The sequence below is a fragment of the Streptomyces sp. NPDC058326 genome, assembly GCF_042879855.1.
GTDB lineage: Bacteria > Actinomycetota > Actinomycetes > Streptomycetales > Streptomycetaceae > Streptomyces.
The window spans coordinates 89,143-102,392 of record NZ_JBHVZO010000001.1 but is presented as its reverse complement, the minus strand read 5'-3'; the positions used below and the strand labels follow the sequence as shown (position 1 = coordinate 102,392).

Sequence of the window (13,250 nt, the reverse complement as noted above, 5' to 3'; positions counted from 1 at the left end):
CTGATGCCCGCCGAAGAGATCTTCAGCGGGCATCAGTGTGTTCGGTTCACGCAGTTCGCGGCCGCGCGGGGCGCGCTGCCGTCAGTCCTGGTCAAGCCAGGCGGCGACGTTCTCGCGCTCCGGCTCGGACAGGTCCCCCTGCTCGATCATGTACTGGGCGTACCGGCGGAGGACCGGGACCCGGTGCGGGTCGGGCAGGGCCAGCACGGACATGTATTCCTGGTAGTTCGTGCCGAGGACGACGACGCTCCCCGACAGGGACATGGTGAGCAGTCGCCCGGTCCAGGGGCCCCGGATGGCGTTCGGGACGCGTCCGGCGATGTTCCAGTCATCGCCGAGCCGGACCCGCGCCCAGACCGCGTCCGATGCGTCGTCGGCCCGCACGCAGAGAAGAAATTCCCTTTCCTTTCCGAGCAATCCAAACCGTGTTGCCAGGCGCATCCATGCATCGTTGACATCCCGGAACTGGGTGGGGCTGTCGTAGTGGATGACTTCATCCACCCGGCCGTCCTCCGGCCCGCACGAGGTCGCCAGGCCGGCGACTTCCGGAGGGCAGGTCTTCACCGTTTCCTCGATTCCCAGGAGGGAAATGCCGAAGGAGGTGAGGGCGGCCGACAAGGCGTGCGTGTCCATGGGTTCCTTGATTCTCAGAGGCAGCCGGGTTCGAACTTCTGGAGGCTCCCGTAGTTGTGGAGTCCGTTCTTGCCAGGCGGGATCCACGCCCACTTGTCCGGTTGGCCGGGCTTGGAGCGGACGATGATGCGGTACCCGTCGTCATCTGGCTTGACCTCGTAGATCCTCGTGGTCACCCACTCGCTCGGAGGAAGCGTCTCCCGGTCCTTCTCGGAAGTCGTCCCCCAGAATTTCTTCGCGTCCCCGTTGAGCTCGTTTCCGTTGTAGAAATCGAGATCGCCATTCTTGGTCTTTCGCTGGGGGCGGATGCCCGCCAGCACTTCCCGGGCCGCCTTCTTGACATAGTTCGGCATGTCGCGGGGCTTGCTGGCGTTGTGCACCAGCACCGGGACGGATCCGGCCAGAACATTGTACGTATGGACGGAATTGACCGTGAGGTTGTAGGCCCCTTGCAGGGTCTTCCAGTGACGCACTCCGGCGATGCGTGCCGTGGTGTCGTCCGAAATGCGGAGCTTCTCGCCGGCCTTGAGCGCGGAGGCATCGGTCCACGTACGGGTCGACTCCGACCAGAACGGGTGGTTGCCGGTGGCGGTGACGGTGCCGCCGCCGTCCGCGCTGTCGAGGGTGATGTCGGTGAAGTTCCGGTCGTCCGGGGTGTAGATGGTGGCGTCGACCCGGTGCGGTCCGGCGATATCGGTGCGGGGGTCGGCCGCGTGGACCATGTCGCCCACACGGACCTGCTCGATGGGCTTGGCCGAGCCGTCGCCCATGAGCACGCGGGTGCCGGCCGGGAAGCTGTTCCCGTCGATCGCGCAGTCGACCTTCTTCCACAGCTTGCCGAGGTCTTCGTACACTTCCTTGGCCTTGGGGCCGAACTTGTCCGCGTACTTCGCCCACTTCGCCGGGGTCGCGCCCCATCCGGCGAACGGGATCATGGAGGCGCAGGAGAGTGCGGCGTCCTCCCAGAACCCGTCGCGGCCCGTGTCCCAGAAGTGGTCGATGGTTCCTTCGATCGCGTACATGGCGCAGTTGGCCCCGTCCGCGAGTTCGAAACCGGGGATCGTCCCGACGATGTCCAGCGCGGCATGCCTGGAGTCGATGTAGAACCACATGTCCTCGACCGAGCCGATGCCCTGGATGGCAAAGACGGTCTTCAGCCACGAGGGGAGGCGGTCGAAGGGGTCGTCGACGGTGTCGTTCGCGCTGAAGCGGAGCACTTCCTGGACGGACTGAAGGAACTCGTCGACTCGGTAACGGTCCAGGGTGGTGCGGTACTTGTCCGCGGCGGCTTCGGCGCTCATGCCGGCGTCGAGAGCCGCGTTCTTGGCGACTTCGGCCGCCTTGTAGGCGCTCTCCGCGTATCCGACGGCGGCGATGTGGCTCGCGTGGGCGGAGGCGGCGGAGTCGTCGGCCTTGCGCGCGCTGTAGGCGGCCTCGTTCTCGGCCCTGCGTGCGGTGGCGGCGGACGCGACGGCCGCGCTGGCGGACCGGTCGGCGTTGTCGGCCGACTGCTTGGCCTGGGCGGCGTACCCGGCGGCCTTGCTGGCGTAGCCGGCCGCGGTCAGGGCGTGGGCGTCGGCCTGGTCCGCGTAGCCCTGGGCGTCGGCCGCCGCCTCGGCGGCCTCGTAGGCGTCCTGGTAGGCCTGCGCGACGATACCGCTGGACTTGGCGAGAACCGCCTTGATCTCGGCGACGTGCGTCGCGGTCAGCTGGTCCCGGCGCAGAGCGCGGTACTGGCCGGACTCGATGAAGGTCGTCAGGTGCGTGTCGGGGCTGGCCAGCGCGGCCTCGGCGGCAGCCTTCAGCTCGGGGCCGCCGCCGTCGGACAGGCGGGTCGCCTCGACGCGGTAGTCCTCGATGCGCGCCTGGTGCTGCTTGGCGGTGAGGAAGTCGCTGAGGGCCCGGGGATCAGGATCGGCGAGCGCCGCCTTGACGGCCTCCCTGATGCCGTCGCCGTCGGCGGGCCCGCCGACGGCCGCGTCGCCGATGCGGGTGACCTCGATGCGCTGGTCGGGGGCGGCTGCCTGGTACTGGCCGAGGGTGAGGAAGGCGTGGACCTGAGCGGCGGTGCCCTTCAGGGCGGTCGCCGCCGCGGTGCGGACGTCTGCGTAGGGCGAATGCAGGGAGAGCTCGTTGACTTCTTCGCGCTCGTCCTGCTCCCGGGCGTGCTTCCAGCCGGTGCGGGCGTACTCCACGACGATGGCGTCGTCGCCGGTGAGAGCCGCCTCGGCCGCCGTGCGGCTCCACGCGCCACGGGACTGCAGAGCGGTCACGGCCATCGCACGGCCGGTGGCCGCGATCTGCTGCGCGTCGGCGCCGGGCTGGGCAGCCTGCTGCGCGAGCGCGGTGAAGTCGGCCTCGTGCTTGACCGCCTCCTGCTGCAGACGGACCATTTCGGTCTTGAGGAGGCCGGCGGCCGCCTTCGCGTCCCGGGCCTGGTTGACCATGGAGATGGTGCGCGCGGCGACTTCCTCGGCCTCGGTCTTGCGTGCCGCTGCGTGGACGGAGTCGGCCTTCGTCAGCAGGTCCGCTGCGAGGTCGGCAGAGGCGAGAGCCTGTTCGGCGTTGATCTTGGCAGCGTTGGCGGCGGCCTGGGCGTCGCCGGCGTGCTCGGCTGCCCGGCGGGCCGCCTCGGCCGCTTTACGGGCGTGCCCCGCGGCGGAGCGGGCGGCGTCGCGCGCCTGGCGGGCGGCGAGCACCGCGTCGGCGGCGTGGCCCTGGGCGACGCCGGACGCGCGCTTGGCCTCCGCGGCATGACGGCGCGCGGACGCCGCGGCGGCCTGGGCCTCTTCGTCGCTGAGGCCGGACTCCTTGGCCCAATTCCCGGAGACCACGGCGTGATCGGCGCTTGCGAACATGTCCTCGGTGGCCTTCTTCGCGGCCAGCATGGCCTCGTCGACCTGCTCGAGGGTCCTGGCCGTCGCATCGGCGAGGTCGGCGATCTGCTCCGCCTTCGCGGCGGCGTCGTCGGCGTCCTGCGCGACCTTCGCGTTGGCCTTGCCGTGCGCCGCCACGTCCCATGCCGCGGTCGCGGCCCGGGAGGCGAACAGGGCCGCGGTGGAGGCGTTGTGGGCGGCGATCGCGGCGGCCTGGGCGGCGGCGTTCGCGGCGCGGGCCGCGGCGATGGCCGTCTGGGCCGCGGCGGCGGCGCGCCGGGCGGACGCGGCGGCGCGCCGGGCGGCGTCCGCTGCCTTGATGGCGTCGCCCTTGGCGAGGTTGGTCTCCTGCGCGGCCTTCGCGGTCTCCAGCTTGGCCAGGTTGGCGGCGTTCTTGGCCTTCTCGGCCTCGGCCAGGGCGCTCTTCTTGGCCTTGTCGGCCGCGCCGCCTGCGTCCTCGGTCTGCTTGGCCAGGTCGGCGATCGTCGCGTGTTCCTGGTCCTGGGCGCGTGCGATGTGCTGGCCGAAGGTGAGGAAGTCGCGGACCTCCTCGATGCCGGACTTGAGGGCGTCGGAGGCGGCGCGCTTGGTGGCGGGACCGCCGGTGGATTCGATCTGCGTGACGCGGACGCGGGCGTCGTCGTCGCGCTGCTTGTACTGGCCCTCCTGCAGGAAGGCGCGGATGTCGTCGATCGAACCGCGCATCGCGACGTTGCCGGCCTCGCGGACACCGGGGCCGCCGGCGTCGATGGCCTGGGTCGCAAGGACCCGCTGGTCGTCGGCGAGCGGCTGCTTCCAGCCGTCCTTCATGAACGCGGCAACGTCGTCCGACGTGCCGGCCAGGGCCTTCGCGGCGGCCTCGCTCAGACCTGGGCCCGCGTCGGTGACGAGCTTGAGCGCGGCCTCACGCAGGTCGAGGTCCTCGGCGACCTTCTGGCCGTTCTCGAGGTACGCGCGGACCTGCGCGTCGCCGCCGGCCAGGGCGGCCCCGGCGGCGGACCTGACGGCCGCGCCGCCCGCCTTCCAGTGCTGGAGGACCTGCTCGCGCTCGGTCAGGGTCGGCAGGGCCGGCCCCTCGGCGGCGGCGGGCGCCGCGGAGACAAGGCCGGCGACCAAGGCGACGGGCAGCAGGACGCGGCCGAGCACGCTAGGGCCGGCCCACGCCACCCTCCCCCAACTCCTCGCAGGGCGCTCTGTTTTGTGGCGCACGAAATCTTCCCCTCAATTCTGTGAAAGCCGTGGGTCGCGCGGGCACACGGACGGCCCGGAGCCGCGCGCGGCGGCAACCGTGACGTCGGTGCCCGTGCACGGCACCACGGAGGCCTGCGGGCCGCTCGATGACGCTCCCCAGGCGGAGCGGCGGCAGGCAAGGATCCGGAAACTCCGGCTCCCCAGGGCCCGGTGACGCACCAGCAGCACCGAGCGAGGCCCAGGGTCGCACACCGCCGGTGAGTTACCTTCCTTGGCCCCACCCCAAGACCGGGAGCATTCGGAATGACAGCTTCCAATTGTTCCAAGTCGGCTTGAGATTCACTTCAATGAAATTCCTGGCTATGCTGCGGCGCGGCTCCCCAGGCCGGTTCTGTCAGTCCGCAACGGAGCGGACTGCAACTTGTCGTCACCCGGAAGCGTCGGGCTCCTCTCGCCTACACGGACGCGTAGCCGAGACTGGTTTCAGGAAAGTGAAGTCATCGCCTTGCATACTCGTAGATGGTTGGCTGCTGCCACCGCAACCACGGCCGTCGTACTGGGGGTTCCGACGCAGACCGCATCCGCGGTCGAGGAAGTGCCGGTGAACGCAGCCGCGCCCTTCGCCTTCGAGGACGGGGCCTACCCCAACAGGGACGGCATCCTGAGCGCCACCGGCGCCGACCTGATCGCCGGTGACGGCGGCATCAAGTTCACGAGCTGCGACGGCCCGTACCAGATCATGGTGTGGGCGCGGTACCTGAAGACGAACGACTCCACGATCTGCTTCAAGGCCAACAACACCGGCTACCTCGCCGTCAACATCCCGCGCGCCTACCGCATCGAGACCATCGACCGGGACGTCCAGGCCGCCATCTCGATCAACAGCACCACGCAGACCGTGGACGTTCCCGAGGACACGGTCAAGGCGATCGGCGAGGGCTCGGCCACGGACCCCCAGCAGGCCGTCCTGCTGGAGATGCGCATCACCGGCTCCTCCGCCCCGCGGATGGCGGGTCAGCCCATCAACGACGAGGCGCTCAAGTTCAACGCGAAGCTGGAGATCGGCGACACCAAGAGCTGCTCCGGCGCGCTCGTGGACCCGTACTGGGTGCTCACCGCCAAGAGCTGCTTCGCCGACAAGCCCGCCGAGAGCAACACCGTCGCGGCGGGGGCGCCGAAGGACAAGACCAAGGTTTCGGTCGGCAAGGCCTGGATCATGTCGAGCTCCGGCTTCACCACCGACGCCACCGAACTGGTGCCGCACCCGGACCGCGACCTGGTCATGGTCCGCCTCGCGAACCCGGCCACCGGCATCACGCCCGTCTTCGTCTCCTCGGCCGCCCCCACGACCGGTGAGCAGTTCGACGTCGTCGGGTACGGCCGTACCAAGGAGGGCTGGGGCTCCGTCGCCCGTCACAGCGCGGCCTTCAGCGTGGGCACCACTGCCGCCACCGGCTTCGACCTGGCCGCGAAGACCCCGGCCGACGCGACCGTCTGCAAGGGCGACGCGGGTGCGTCGACGCTGCGCATGATGACCGACAAGCCGACCCTCGTCGGCGTGGTCAGCCGTGCCTGGCAGGGCAGCTGCCTCGGCACCTCGAACGCTGAGCTGCGCACCGGCGCGTTCAGCACCCGTGTCGACGACCAGGGCGACTGGATCCAGCGGGTCCGTGCGCTGTCTCCGGGCTGGCGTACGCAGGCTCTGGTCCAGTCGGGCAGCAGCCTCTACCAGGGCATCCGTCTGGCGGACGGTTCCTGGACCGGTTTCAACGACGTCCAGACGCAGGGTGCCGGCAGCATCGGCGCGATCCGCAGCTCGGCGGTCGTCGGGATGAACGGTGACAGCCACGTCCTGGCCGTCACCAACGCCGGCGGGCTCTTCCACACCATCCGCAAGCAGGACGGCACCTGGGGCACCTTCGGCGACGTCTTCGGCGCGGCCAACGCCCTGGGCAACCTGACCAGCGTCACCGCCTCGAACATCGGCGAGGACCTGCACGTCGTCGCGGTCGCCGACGGCAAGGCGTTCCACACTGTCCGCAACGCGACCGGTCACTGGACGCCGTTCAAGGACGTCACCTCCGGCAAGGTCGCCAACGTGACGGCCGCGGCCGCCGCCGTGGTCCGCGGCGAACTCCAGGTCACCACGATCAGCGGCGGCAAGGCCTTCCACACCATCCGCCAGGGCAACGGCAACTGGCTCGCCTGGGGCGACGTCGCCGGCGCCGCCGGCGCCACCGGTCCGATCACCTCCGTCAGCACGACCGGCTCCGGAGACGAGACGCACATCGTCGTCGCCACCGACAACGGCACCCGCCAGTACCACGCGGTCCGTAACTTCGACGGCACCTGGGCTCCGCTGACCGAGATCAAGAGCATCCTCGGCACGGTCACCGCTAAGTCCGTCGCCACCGCCACCGTCGCCGGCGAGGTCGTCGTGACCGTCACCACCGCCGATGGCAAGCTCCTGCACACCGTCCGGCACGCCGACCGCACCTGGGCCACCACCGGCACCGTCCCCCTTCAGGGCCTGCCCGCCGCCCCCGGCGCCCACGCCATCACGGGCACCTGGAACGGCTGACCCACCCCCCCCCACACACACCGGCCCACACCAGCCGGAACGTGAACACGGCGCCGGTCTCCACGACTTCAGTCCTGGAGACCGGCGCCGCCGTCATTCGGAGGCGAGGACCGCCGTGTCCACGTGCTCGCGGAGCAGAACAACGGCCTCTTCCGCCGCGGACGAGCGGACGGCTGCCGCGACCTTCCGCAGCCACGCGGCGTCGGTGTCCAGGTCGCCGCCGTCCCGCACCAAGGCCCGTTCGGGGAACCGGGACGGCTCACCGGCGCGTTCGGCCCGCACCGCGTACAGCAGGACGGCCGCCTCGGCCGTCGCGTCCCGCTCGACACCGCGGAGCCCCGATTCCGCCAGGGCGTCTCGTACGGCTTCGAGTTGCTCCTGCGAGACGTGACCGGAGAGGGCGAGGGCGCTGTCGCGGATCTCGATGAGGCAGCGGTAGCGGACCATGTCGATGTCCTTGTGCAGGCCCGCGGGCAGGGGAAGGACCACCTCCGGCGTCGACTCCGTCAGGAGCCGCCACAGCGGACGGATGGCCTTCACCTGCCGGTGCAGCCGGGCCCGCGTCGCGCACCCGGCGAGGAACGGCCAGCTCACACTGGCCACGAGTAGCAGCAGGGTGCACGCCAGGAGGACCTGCGTGGTGACGACCACCCCGGGTGCGCCGGTCAGGCTCCGGCCGGTGAGCGCGGCCACCAGGTGGGCGAGCCGGTGGACGACGTACAGCAGCCCGAAGGAGCTGGCCAGTCCCAGCAGTTGCATCGCCGTCCGGGTCGGGCCGGGCGCGGCGTGCCGCCCGTACCGCCAGCACAGGCGGATCGCGCTGAGCACCCCGTACAGGATGTAGCCGAGGAAGATGATCCAGTACGCGGTGATCATCGGTGACCGGGTCACGGTCACCAGGTCGGTCTCCCCGTCCGGGAGCGGGCTCGCGGCGAAGGTGGCGATCAGCCCGGCCTCCGCCAGTCCCAGCAGGATCCAGCGCAGCCCGGAGAACCGGTGGACCCGGGCCCCGGTCGCCTCGCGGATGAACTCGAACAGCGCCCCCATCGCGCACAGCGACAGCATGTGGACCGGCAGGTTCGTGAAGCTCGGAACCTCCACGGCCGCGTCGACGACCCGGCGGACCGCGGGCACGCCGAGGGTGAACGCGACGGCCCAGATGGCCCACATCAGCCACATGAGGCGGTCCTGTCGCGGCGCCGAGCGCAGCCCCGGCGCCTTCCAGCACACGAACAGCCACAGAGGCGGGACGACGACGAGATCGAAAATCCTCAACGGGGCCTCAGGGTGGTGCGTCGGGACAAGGCGCCGATCACCCGGTTGAGGGTATCGGCCGTTTCGGGGGGAGCCGATGCGGCGGCTGCCGGTGCGACGTTGAAGTGCTGCCACATCACGGAGGCGAGCAACTCGGCCTCCTGTTCCTGCCGCGTCGTGGCTTTCGTCCGGGTGCGTCCCAGCAACCGGGCGGCCATGGCCGGGTCCAGGTCGGGGAAGAGCTGTGCGAGCATCCCGGGCTCGGGGGCGGTGGGTTCGCGGTGGTCGAGCAGGATGTGGGCCAGTTCGTGCAGCACGATGTGCGTCTGGTGCGGACGGCTCGTCACCACGTTGTAGTAGACGTGGTCGGAGGTGCCGAACGACACCCACATGCCGCACACTCCGGCGCCGACGGGCATGACCGCGGGCATCGGGAGCAGGTGCAGCGGCCGGCCGCGCTCCGCGGCGATGGCCGCGCAGAGCTCGTCGACCTGGAAGGGGTGAGAGAGGGTGAAACGTCCGATCAGGGTCTCGTACCGCGTTCTCAGCTCACGCCAGTCACGGCGGTCCATGCGCCCCGAGTTCCCTCTCGCTGTTCATCCGATCGCGGGGCCCCGCACGGCCGCCAACGATCTCCGGCGCCAGACTTTACACAGGCAGCGCACGGGCAGTGCGCAGGTCAGTCGGTCGGTGGCGCGGCCGGAGCGTTCCGTGCCCGTTCGATGACGGAGCGCACCGCCTCGATGCCCTGCGTGGACATCGTCGCCACCGCGGCCGCCCGCAGCGCCACCGAACGCACGTCGTTGGCGCGCATCGCGGCGATCAGCGCGAGCTGCGCCGACACCCGGGCCTCGACCTCGTCGTCGATGAAGTAGGCGAGCGGGACGCCGAAGAAGTCGCCCAGGACCCGCAGCGTTCCCACCGTCGGGTTGGGTGCCTTGCCCTTGGCCAGGGCCCACAGCCGACCGACGGACAGCTTCACGTCGTTGGGGCCCGCGGCTTCCTTGATCCCGTCGACGACCTCCTGGAGCGTGAATCGCCGACCCAGTGGCTGTACGTAGGTGAAGAGGTACTCGATCCGTCGGCCGAGCAGCTCCGCTTCCGGGGAGGACGCGTCCTCCCCGGAAGCGGCCGTGCCCTCGGGCGGGTCAGAATCCTCTCGTGTCATGCGCGTTCCCTCCTGCGATTGCCATGACTCTATCCGCCGGGCGAGGCCGGGCACCGGGCGTCCCGGGCGGAGGACACACTGACCTTCCCCCGGCGCCGGGGAGGTACGGCTGCCCGGCCCACTGCCCGGATGTGCGGAGGACGGGGGTGATTCCTCCTGTTGGACAGACATCTGGACGCCGGGCCCTGAGGGGCCGGAGAGAGCGATGTCGCTGAGGGTAATGAACGTTTACTCCTCGGAGTTCAAGGCGGATGCCGTGGATCTGTACGCGTCGGATCCCGACCTCACGACTCCGCGAGCGCCGGGCGCGTGGGCTCCCATGGTGTCGTGGACGGCGCGACCCGCCGGCAGAACACGTACACCACGCCGTCGGGCACGTACACGATCACCGAGGGTCTCGGGGGCGAGTCCGGTGGAACCGCGATGCCGTACACGAGGGTCGACGACCGTCACTGGTGGGTGCGGGACCCGGAGTCGAAGTTCTACAACCGGATGCACACCACTGAGGGCGCGGACTTCCCGCTCACCGAGTCCGGCGAGCGCGGCAGCGAGCATCTGATCAACCATCCGACGCGGTACGCCAAGGCGCTCGTCATCGACTTCAACCGGTGGCCCGCCGTTCCCGGCCGCGGGCCGGGATCTTCCTGCCCGTCCATGGCAGCGGTGCGACGGCCGGCTGTGTGTCGGTGCCGCGGGCGATGGTCGTGCTCGTCAGTTTCCGGTGGCGTACGGGGACCGCCCGCGGCCGTACGGACTCCGGGGAGCGCGGAGTAGAGGGTCGCTCCGGGGCAGAGCGTGGTGTAGCCGTCGCGGTGTCCGGAGACGGTGTTCAGCGTGGCGGCCTGGCCCTTCGTCCATACGCCGGTGTCGGCGGCGGCTGCAACCGACCGTCCGCTTCTTGAGCGGCCCCGCCGGCAGCGCGGCCAGGCCGAACTCCCGGACTGGAAAGACACCTCATGCTGCTAAGCCGTCAAGCGGAGAGCTGTCCAAGGCAGAAATCGCGTACTCGGTGCGGACGCATCCTGAGAGGCTGTGCGGGTGACTGAGACGACCCCTTACGACGCCGACCGTGCCCGATTCACCCGCCAGGCTCTGGCACGCCTGGTCCTCTGCGATCACGCCGCGGACGTCGCCGATGGCGCCGCCGGCCTGGTCGCCACCGAGAACGACCCCGACACCGGCCCCGGGGGCCGGGTCAGCCAGGCATTCCAACTCATCGAACTCGCAGAGCGCGCCCTGGTCTCGGCCGTGATCTACGAACGCGAGCGAGGCAGCTCCTGGACGGATATCGCCCAGTACCTGGGCATCGGTCCAGCAGAAGCGGAAGAGCGCTTTGCTTCGAACCTGGACGGCTGGAACACGGCCTTCGAGGTCCCCTACCGGCTCGACGACACCGGCCGAAAGCGCATACCCCAGCTCCCCACGGCAGCGTATGACCCCGCCTGGGCGTGCGACCGGCTCGATACCTGGGCCGGAAACCGGCTCATCCTCGTCAACGACGACCGTCCCGTCAGCTCCGGTCTCGCCATGGCTCAGTCAGAGGCGTAGCCCCCTGGTCACGCCGCAGCGGCTTCGTGCCCTGCGGGGAAGGCGATGGAGGCGTCGAAAGTCACCCGGTTCTGGAGGCAATGGTGGAGCTGTCCGAGCATGCGGTTGAACAGGTGCCGCAGGGCTTGGGCATGCCAGTCTCCGGCCTCGCGGCGGCGCCGGTGGTGGGCGTTGGCTCCGGGTGAGTGGCTGAGGGTGGCGAAGGCCCACAGATATCCGGCGTGGTTGCGTCGGTTGTTCTTCACGAACCGGCGGCCGACGTACTTGCGTTTGCCGGAGGCCCGGGTGATCGGGGCCTAGCCCGCGTATGCCTTCAGGCCGCCGGCGGTGGCGAACCGGGTCCGGTCGTCACCGATCTCGGCCAGGAGGCGCGCACCGACTCCAGGCCCGACGCCGGGGAAGCTGAGCATGATCGGCGCGTCGGGATGGGTGCGGAAGGTCCGCTCGACCGCCTTCGCGAGCTCGTCGACGGCCTTGCAGGCGGCATTGAGCTGAGTGAGCAGGGCCTTGGCCTGGATGCCCATGGCCTCTTCGACCGCGGCCAGCTGGCGGGCGGCGGGCTGCCGGAAGAGCGTGTGCAGCCGTTCGGCGTCTTCGGTGATGCCGCGCTTGCGGCCCGCGTTGGTCAGCATCAGCCGGAGCTTCCACGTGGGCAGCTGGGCGGCGAGAGTCGGGGTGGGAGCCGCCCCGAGGACCTTCCTGGCATCCGGCCGGGTCAGTGCCCCGGCCTTGTCCCGCCAGGCTTCGATCGCGGCGGGGTAGTACTCGCGCAGCAGCGAGCGGAGCTGGTTGGCGATCTGCTGCCGGTTCCAGACTGCGTCCTGGTGGGCGCGGGCGAGGACGGCGATGGCCTGGGCCAGGTCGCTGTCCGCGGGCAGGGGCCGGTGCATGTGCATGTCGGTGCGGATGATGTTGGCCAGGACCAGGGCGTCGCCGGGGTCGGACTTCTTGCGGCTCACACCGTGCCGGTCGCGGTATCGGGATGCGGCCATCGGGTTGACCGCGAACACCTGCCGGGTGCCGGTCCGCAGGGTGGCGACCAGCAGGCCGCGGCTGGTCTCGATCGCGATCGGGATCGGCGTATCGGCGCTGTCACCGTGCTCGGCCAGGAGGTCGAGTAGGAACTGGTAGCCGTCCAGGTCGTCGTCGATGCGGCACTTGGCCAGCAGTTTGCCGCTGTTGTCGATGATCGCAACGTCGTGGTGTCCCTCCGCCCAGTCGATCCCGCAGAACACGTCCATTCCCCGCCCCTTCGCCGGTGCTGTTCTTGAAGGCGAGCACACGGGCCGCACGGCGCACTAATTCCAGGACTCTAAGGTCCGCCACCTCATCAGCCGTGCGCGGCACCGCCGGACCGCACGGGCGCACGCCGTGTCCAGAGCTCGAGGCTCGTGAGGAGTAACGCGTCACCGTGCGGCAGCTCATCCATCGAGGATCCCGAACCCGACGGGCCTGTGGGGGCAGAACGTGCGAGGACCGGCCGGCACCACAGCGCCACCGGTCTTTCCACAGACCTGATCGGTCGGAGGTGTCGTAGGGGTCACCACGGCACCGACCGGACCACACACGTCCTGCCCTGGGCTGGACAACGCCGCCCCGGGCCCGTCAGAGATCCAGAACCTCTAATTGCTAACGAATTAGAGGAACACAACAAGTCCCACAAGCAAGTCCGAGCCCGCGTCGAGCACATCTTCGCCCGTATGAAGACCTGGAAGATCCTCCGCGACTGCCGCCTCGAAGGCGACGGCGTCCACCATGCCATGCTCGGCATCGCCCGGACAGGGTCCCCGGGCGCAGGACCGGGGGCGCCGGCTACCGGACAGGGGCGCCTCTCGCGCCCCTGGCTGCGAGCCGCACCCTGTCGGCCTCAGCGGCATCAGGCCAAGGGCGGCAGACAGTTGGTCTTCGGGTTCGCGCCGTCTCGGTCAGCGGCCGGGAACAGGGGTGGCGTGGGCAGCCCCTCCGGCGTGTGTCACGATCTCCCCCAACCTGTGGGGGT

Annotated in this window: 8 protein-coding genes and 2 pseudogenes; 4 read left to right on the top strand and 6 right to left on the bottom strand. The window is 70.1% G+C overall.

Going from position 1 to position 13,250, the window contains the following annotated elements; translation table 11 throughout:
- Positions 1 to 81: 81 nt before the first annotated feature.
- Both ACFVYX_RS00430 and ACFVYX_RS00425 read right to left on the bottom strand, forming a co-directional pair.
- Positions 82 to 633 carry a hypothetical protein gene (locus ACFVYX_RS00430; RefSeq protein ID WP_389679048.1) on the bottom strand — a complete coding sequence of 184 codons (552 nt, stop codon included), beginning with the start codon at positions 631 to 633 and terminating at the stop codon, positions 82 to 84.
- Between the two features lie 14 nt (positions 634 to 647).
- Positions 648 to 4,676, bottom strand: a complete 4,029-nt coding sequence (locus ACFVYX_RS00425; protein WP_389679047.1) for a polymorphic toxin-type HINT domain-containing protein — start codon at positions 4,674 to 4,676, stop codon at positions 648 to 650.
- Between the two features lie 625 nt (positions 4,677 to 5,301).
- Between ACFVYX_RS00425 and ACFVYX_RS00420 the strand changes: the two genes are divergently transcribed.
- Positions 5,302 to 7,281: a trypsin-like serine protease gene (locus ACFVYX_RS00420; RefSeq protein ID WP_389679046.1), complete on the top strand. Its 1,980-nt coding sequence runs from the start codon at positions 5,302 to 5,304 to the stop codon at positions 7,279 to 7,281.
- A 93-nt stretch (positions 7,282 to 7,374) separates the two neighbouring features.
- Here ACFVYX_RS00420 and ACFVYX_RS00415 read toward each other — a convergent pair whose 3' ends face one another.
- The 3 genes from ACFVYX_RS00415 to ACFVYX_RS00405 all read right to left on the bottom strand — a co-directional run bounded on the left by ACFVYX_RS00415 (position 7,375) and on the right by ACFVYX_RS00405 (position 9,703).
- The gene (locus tag ACFVYX_RS00415; protein ID WP_389679045.1) at positions 7,375 to 8,556 is read right to left on the bottom strand and encodes an MAB_1171c family putative transporter; all 1,182 of its coding nucleotides are present in this window, start codon (positions 8,554 to 8,556) and stop codon (positions 7,375 to 7,377) included.
- The gene (locus ACFVYX_RS00410; protein ID WP_389679044.1) at positions 8,553 to 9,107 is read right to left on the bottom strand and encodes a hypothetical protein; all 555 of its coding nucleotides are present in this window, start codon (positions 9,105 to 9,107) and stop codon (positions 8,553 to 8,555) included. Before ACFVYX_RS00410 ends, ACFVYX_RS00415 begins: the two co-directional genes overlap by 4 nt.
- Before the next feature lie 107 nt (positions 9,108 to 9,214).
- A complete protein-coding gene (locus tag ACFVYX_RS00405; RefSeq protein ID WP_389679043.1) occupies positions 9,215 to 9,703 on the bottom strand; it encodes a hypothetical protein in 489 nt (162 codons plus the stop codon).
- A gap of 327 nt (positions 9,704 to 10,030) precedes the next feature.
- Between ACFVYX_RS00405 and ACFVYX_RS00400 the strand changes: the two genes are divergently transcribed.
- Both ACFVYX_RS00400 and ACFVYX_RS00395 read left to right on the top strand, forming a co-directional pair.
- On the top strand, positions 10,031 to 10,477 hold the full coding sequence (locus ACFVYX_RS00400; protein WP_389679042.1) for a hypothetical protein: 447 nt from the start codon (positions 10,031 to 10,033) through the stop codon (positions 10,475 to 10,477).
- 264 nt (positions 10,478 to 10,741) lie between these two features.
- Positions 10,742 to 11,251, top strand: coding sequence for a hypothetical protein (locus tag ACFVYX_RS00395; protein WP_389679041.1), 510 nt, complete (start codon positions 10,742 to 10,744; stop codon positions 11,249 to 11,251).
- Positions 11,252 to 11,259: 8 nt separating this feature from the next.
- On the opposite strand, the pseudogene ACFVYX_RS00390 reads toward ACFVYX_RS00395, so the two are convergent.
- A pseudogene (locus tag ACFVYX_RS00390) lies at positions 11,260 to 12,492 on the bottom strand (IS110 family transposase).
- A gap of 399 nt (positions 12,493 to 12,891) precedes the next feature.
- Here ACFVYX_RS00390 and ACFVYX_RS00385 point away from each other — a divergent pair.
- A pseudogene (locus tag ACFVYX_RS00385) lies at positions 12,892 to 13,029 on the top strand (transposase); the annotation flags it as partial.
- Positions 13,030 to 13,250: the final 221 nt, after the last annotated feature.

Excerpts from the sequence above, each read along its gene's own strand:
- ACFVYX_RS00405 (WP_389679043.1), bottom strand. The coding sequence starts at position 9,703 with ATGACACGAGAGGATTCTGACCCGCCCGAGGGCACGGCCGCTTCCGGG.
- ACFVYX_RS00410 (WP_389679044.1), bottom strand. The coding sequence starts at position 9,107 with ATGGACCGCCGTGACTGGCGTGAGCTGAGAACGCGGTACGAGACCCTG.
- ACFVYX_RS00430 (WP_389679048.1), bottom strand. The coding sequence starts at position 633 with ATGGACACGCACGCCTTGTCGGCCGCCCTCACCTCCTTCGGCATTTCC.